Source organism: Kribbella sp. VKM Ac-2571, from assembly GCF_004362255.1.
Lineage (GTDB): Bacteria > Actinomycetota > Actinomycetes > Propionibacteriales > Kribbellaceae > Kribbella > Kribbella pratensis.
Window position 1 is genome coordinate 1 of sequence record NZ_SNWS01000039.1, and the last position, 3,789, is coordinate 3,789.

The 3,789-nt window shown below is 64.0% G+C and carries 6 protein-coding genes; 3 read left to right on the forward strand and 3 right to left on the reverse strand.

The window, feature by feature from the left end; translation table 11 throughout:
• Positions 1 to 790: 790 nt before the first annotated feature.
• Together EV651_RS41740 and EV651_RS42875 are read right to left on the reverse strand one after the other, a co-directional pair.
• On the reverse strand, positions 791 to 1,099 hold the full coding sequence (locus EV651_RS41740) for a hypothetical protein (RefSeq protein ID WP_166658957.1): 309 nt from the start codon (positions 1,097 to 1,099) through the stop codon (positions 791 to 793).
• Complete coding sequence (locus EV651_RS42875) at positions 1,096 to 1,326, reverse strand: hypothetical protein (protein ID WP_238157553.1); 231 nt, start codon at positions 1,324 to 1,326, stop codon at positions 1,096 to 1,098. Before EV651_RS42875 ends, EV651_RS41740 begins: the two co-directional genes overlap by 4 nt.
• On the opposite strand from EV651_RS42875, the gene EV651_RS43500 reads away from it, so the two are divergent.
• Entirely contained in the window at positions 1,219 to 1,443 is a 225-nt protein-coding gene (locus EV651_RS43500; protein ID WP_370354228.1) for a tyrosine-type recombinase/integrase, read from the forward strand. The genes EV651_RS42875 and EV651_RS43500 overlap by 108 nt on opposite strands.
• A complete protein-coding gene (locus tag EV651_RS41080) occupies positions 1,427 to 2,236 on the forward strand; it encodes a hypothetical protein (RefSeq protein ID WP_133791657.1) in 810 nt (269 codons plus the stop codon). Before EV651_RS43500 ends, EV651_RS41080 begins: the two co-directional genes overlap by 17 nt.
• Before the next feature lie 131 nt (positions 2,237 to 2,367).
• Here the strand turns inward: EV651_RS41080 and EV651_RS41085 are convergent, their stop codons facing one another.
• The gene (locus EV651_RS41085; RefSeq protein ID WP_133791659.1) at positions 2,368 to 3,102 is read right to left on the reverse strand and encodes a hypothetical protein; all 735 of its coding nucleotides are present in this window, start codon (positions 3,100 to 3,102) and stop codon (positions 2,368 to 2,370) included.
• A 158-nt stretch (positions 3,103 to 3,260) separates the two neighbouring features.
• Here EV651_RS41085 and EV651_RS41090 point away from each other — a divergent pair, with 158 nt between their 5' ends.
• The gene (locus EV651_RS41090) at positions 3,261 to 3,713 is read left to right on the forward strand and encodes a hypothetical protein (protein ID WP_133791661.1); all 453 of its coding nucleotides are present in this window, start codon (positions 3,261 to 3,263) and stop codon (positions 3,711 to 3,713) included.
• Positions 3,714 to 3,789: the final 76 nt, after the last annotated feature.

A 3,789-nucleotide genomic window follows, 5' to 3' on the forward strand; every position in this document is an offset into this window, starting at 1 on the left:
CCAGACGTTGCGCTTCCTCGGGCTCCAGCGAGCGCACGAACACCTCAGGCTGTCGAGCCATCACCACCTCCGACGGCAAGCCTTCAGACTCACCACCGGACCGGTCAACCCGACACGGTTACAACCCCAACGTTTCTTGGAGAGGCACTAGGTAGTTCGAGGACCGCGGGGGTGAGCGGTCGGTCGTGCACTACCGGCCATCAGCCGTGGAGCCGGCTGCCTGGGGCCGCGGTTGCCATCGTCAACCGAAAGTTGCCTACGCGTTGTCGGTCCTGTGCGCTTCACTGAAGCTGCCATCGCACGTCGTCGATGGCGAGTGGGAGAGAGACGAATGGCACGCAAGAAGCGGACGCGAGCGAAATCAACGAAGTCGCCCGAGAGCGGACCTCGCTAGGAGGAGTTCAGGCTTCAGGGCGGTCGCCTGGTGCTAGATGGACGAATCGTCAGTCGGCGGGTGGTGGCCGGCGCAGGAAATGCCGCTCGGGATCCCGCACACGGTTTTCTGCCGTCCGTGCCGGCGGATCCGGTCGCGGTCTATCCGGCCTCGCTCGGATCACCGGAGTCACGGCGCACGATGACCGGCACCCTGGATCGCCTGGCCTCGCTGCTGACCGGCCGGCCCAGTACGGCGGCCACGGGAATCCCGTGGCACCTGTTGCGTGCGGAGCGAAATACCGCGATCCGAGCGCAGTTGCTCGCCGTGTACGCACCGTCCGCCTCGCGCACGATGCTGTCGCCGCCGTCCGGATACTCGGCAGTGCTGGCGGCTGCCGCTGATGGACCGCGACGACTACGAACGCATCACCGACTGGGGCACCACGCTTGCCGGCGCCGGCGCCGGCGCCGACGCCGATCGCCACGGCGACGCCGGCGAGCTGCGCACGCTGTTTGCCTTCTGCGCGCCCGACCCCCGCCCGACCGGAGCACTGACGCCGCCATGCTCGCGATCCTGTTCGGCGTCGGGCTCCGTCGGACCGAATGCGTCGCGGTAGACCTGGACGACTACGGGCAGCCGGGCAACCAGCTTGCCGTCGACGGCAAGGGCGACCGCGCCCGGCTGGCCTATTGCGGGACCGGCCGCGGTCGAGGACTGGATCACCGTGCGCGGGACGCACCCGGGCCGGTGATGGTCGCGGTCAACAAGGCCGGCCGGATCGACCGCCTCACAAGAGGCAGTCTGCGGCGGGCCTGTACGGGATCGTGCATCGCCGCGCCCAACTGGCCGAGGTGGAGCAGTTCAGCCCGCACGACGGCCGCCGTACCTTCGCCGGCGAACTCCTTGATGCCGGCGCTGACCGGTCGGCCGTCCAGTGCCTGCTCGGTCATGCCGATGCCAGCACCACCACCATCTACGATCGCTGCAACGACGAGTCCAAAGCCCGCGTCGCCCAACTTATCCACGTCCCGTACTTCGTTAGAGAGCACGATGACAAAGTCCAATGACGCAAGCTCGGTCAACGACCGTTCCGTCGCGGTGGTCGAGGCGTTCGTCATCAGAGCGCGCCGGGTTGCCGCACACTCACTCGCGTCAGAGGCTTTACGCGACCTCAGCCGTGGTCTGTTTACAGTCACGCCCGAGCCGGACGGGCTCACCCGAATCCAGACAAAGTTCCCACCCGAGGAGCAGATGGAGTCTCTGGCAGCGCGAGTGCGGCCCGTCATTCTCGATCGAGACCCCATCTACCTGCAGAAGGTGCTGAATGCCCTCTCTTACCTCGTGAGGCAACGGCCGGACTATATGGCGGTCTGCCAACAGTTGAAGGATCGGTGGAGGGAGATCGACCCGCGTGACGGGCAACTGGCGGGCTACCTGGTACAGCACGTCGACACGAGCGAGGGAACCTCCTCGACGGCCTCCGACAGTGTGCTCGCCTTGGCATGGTTGTACGGCGATGTGGTTCATGCGGACACCGAGCGCCAGGCATCAGCAGGCAGTATCTCGATCGACGAGCGGTACCGTTCAGCAGCGCACCTGGTGTCCCGGATTGCTGTTCTTCTCCTCGATACGTTCGGGTTCATCATGTACCTCCGGAAGGAGGGGGTGGTTGAACTTAGGGACTCAGTCTTCAAGCAACCGGTCGTGGTGAAAGAACCGAATCGTAACGAGCTCGGCAGGCTCTGGATGGCGCCAGTCGGCACCGACGTCCCAGATGTGGGCGCACCATTCGGTGCGGGCTGGAGCCAGGTGGTTCATGAGCCAAACCCCTCGCCAGACGACGAGGGCAGTACGTCATAGCTGTTGATCTCGCCAGTCAGGGGCAGCAGCGATGGCACCGTAGTCCGCGCACGAACGCTGGTTGTTGCGATGACCACTGATCTGATGTTGTCGGTAGGCATTCCTGCGGCCGGATCGGGGTGTTCCGCCGGTCAGTGTTGGGTGAGTTCGAGAACCTGCTGAAACGTCTCAAAGGCTTGGAGGGTCTCCGCTGTGCCGAGGAAGGCTCCTAAGAGAGTGACGGCCGCCGCCTGAGCTTTCTGGAATCCCGACGACTGTTGAGCCTCTGGCGGAAGGTAGGCCCAGAGGAACCCGATCCGCTCAGCAGCAGCGATCACTTCTTCTGGACCCACTGTGTCTAGGTGATCCAGTGCCCACAGGATGTGGTGGAGACGGCTGATGACCTCTTGCCGTATGCGCGGGTGAAGCGTGTGGTCCGCGCGGATGGCTTCCAAGGCTCCCGCGATCTGTCCTCTGAATTCTGTCAGCTGTTCATCGGTGGGCTCAGGAGTGCTGCCCCTGTTGTCATTGAGCACCGTCGCCAGGAGCTCGAGAGTGTTCAGCTGTTCCGCGTACACCGTCGCGTGATCCGAACCGAGCTGAACCGAGGTACCGACGTCGGGTAGGACTGCGCATGACAGCAGAACAGGTGCGACGTCGGCGTATGACTTGGCGTAGGCGGGCTTTTCGAGCCCTTGAAGCTGCCGACGGACCTGGTCAATCAGACCGACAACCTGCATGAGAAGCGATCGAACCTCTTCGTAATCGGAAACTCCGAATGTCTTCCGCCAGACCTCCATGATGCTGCCGCTATCGGCACCTGTGCGATGGGAGACATAGCGAACGAAGATCGCGTGCAGCCGAGAGGCGGAGTTGGTCGTGGCCATGGGGCGAGCCTATTGGCTTACTCATCGGTGTGGGACGTCTTGGTGCCGCCGGGCGGCGGCCGTGTTAGGCAAACGGGGTATCGGAACGTCATATGCGCGGTCAGCTTCGCCGACAATCGGCTCTGTCGAACGAACCGCGGATCGACCATCCTGCCTGTATGGCAAAGAAGCTGATGCTGGGCTACGGCGAGTACCGCGCCAACTGGGAGTACGACGGCAAGAGTCTTTCTGGCGCTGTGAGCCTCCAGCGTGGCCGCGGGCCGGAATGGGAACTCGACGAGGAGTCAACAGAGACCGGTTACGACGCCCTCCGCGCCGCCCGGTCCGTCAGAGTCGAACAGCTCGGTGGAACGCTGACGTCCAACCACGAGATCGTCCTGCTCGATGTCCGAGTCAACCACTGGTGGCCTGGCCGAGCCTCTCTCGCCGCGACGTACGGCCTCCTCGGTGTTGGCGCTGGTGTTCCGGACGACCTTCAGTTCACCTCGGTCGAGTTTCAGGTCGGAGGGTTGACCGAGCTATCCGGCGTACAGCCCTTCAAGGATCTCGTACTCCCGCAACCTGCGGCGCTCCAAGCCGACTTCGTGGCGAGTGGGCCTGACCCGTTTTGACGGACATCCGAGATCAGGAGCTTGTGCTCCGGAAGGATGTTCATCATGGAGACCATGGGCAAGAAGAAGCCGCGGC

What these genes read in the sequence shown, in the direction of transcription:
- EV651_RS41080 (WP_133791657.1), top strand. Translation starts at nt 1,427, where the DNA reads ATGACAAAGTCCAATGACGCAAGCTCGGTCAACGACCGTTCCGTCGCG.
- EV651_RS41090 (WP_133791661.1), top strand. Translation starts at nt 3,261, where the DNA reads ATGGCAAAGAAGCTGATGCTGGGCTACGGCGAGTACCGCGCCAACTGG.
- EV651_RS41085 (WP_133791659.1), bottom strand. Translation starts at nt 3,102, where the DNA reads ATGGCCACGACCAACTCCGCCTCTCGGCTGCACGCGATCTTCGTTCGC.
- EV651_RS42875 (WP_238157553.1), bottom strand. Translation starts at nt 1,326, where the DNA reads ATGACCGAGCAGGCACTGGACGGCCGACCGGTCAGCGCCGGCATCAAG.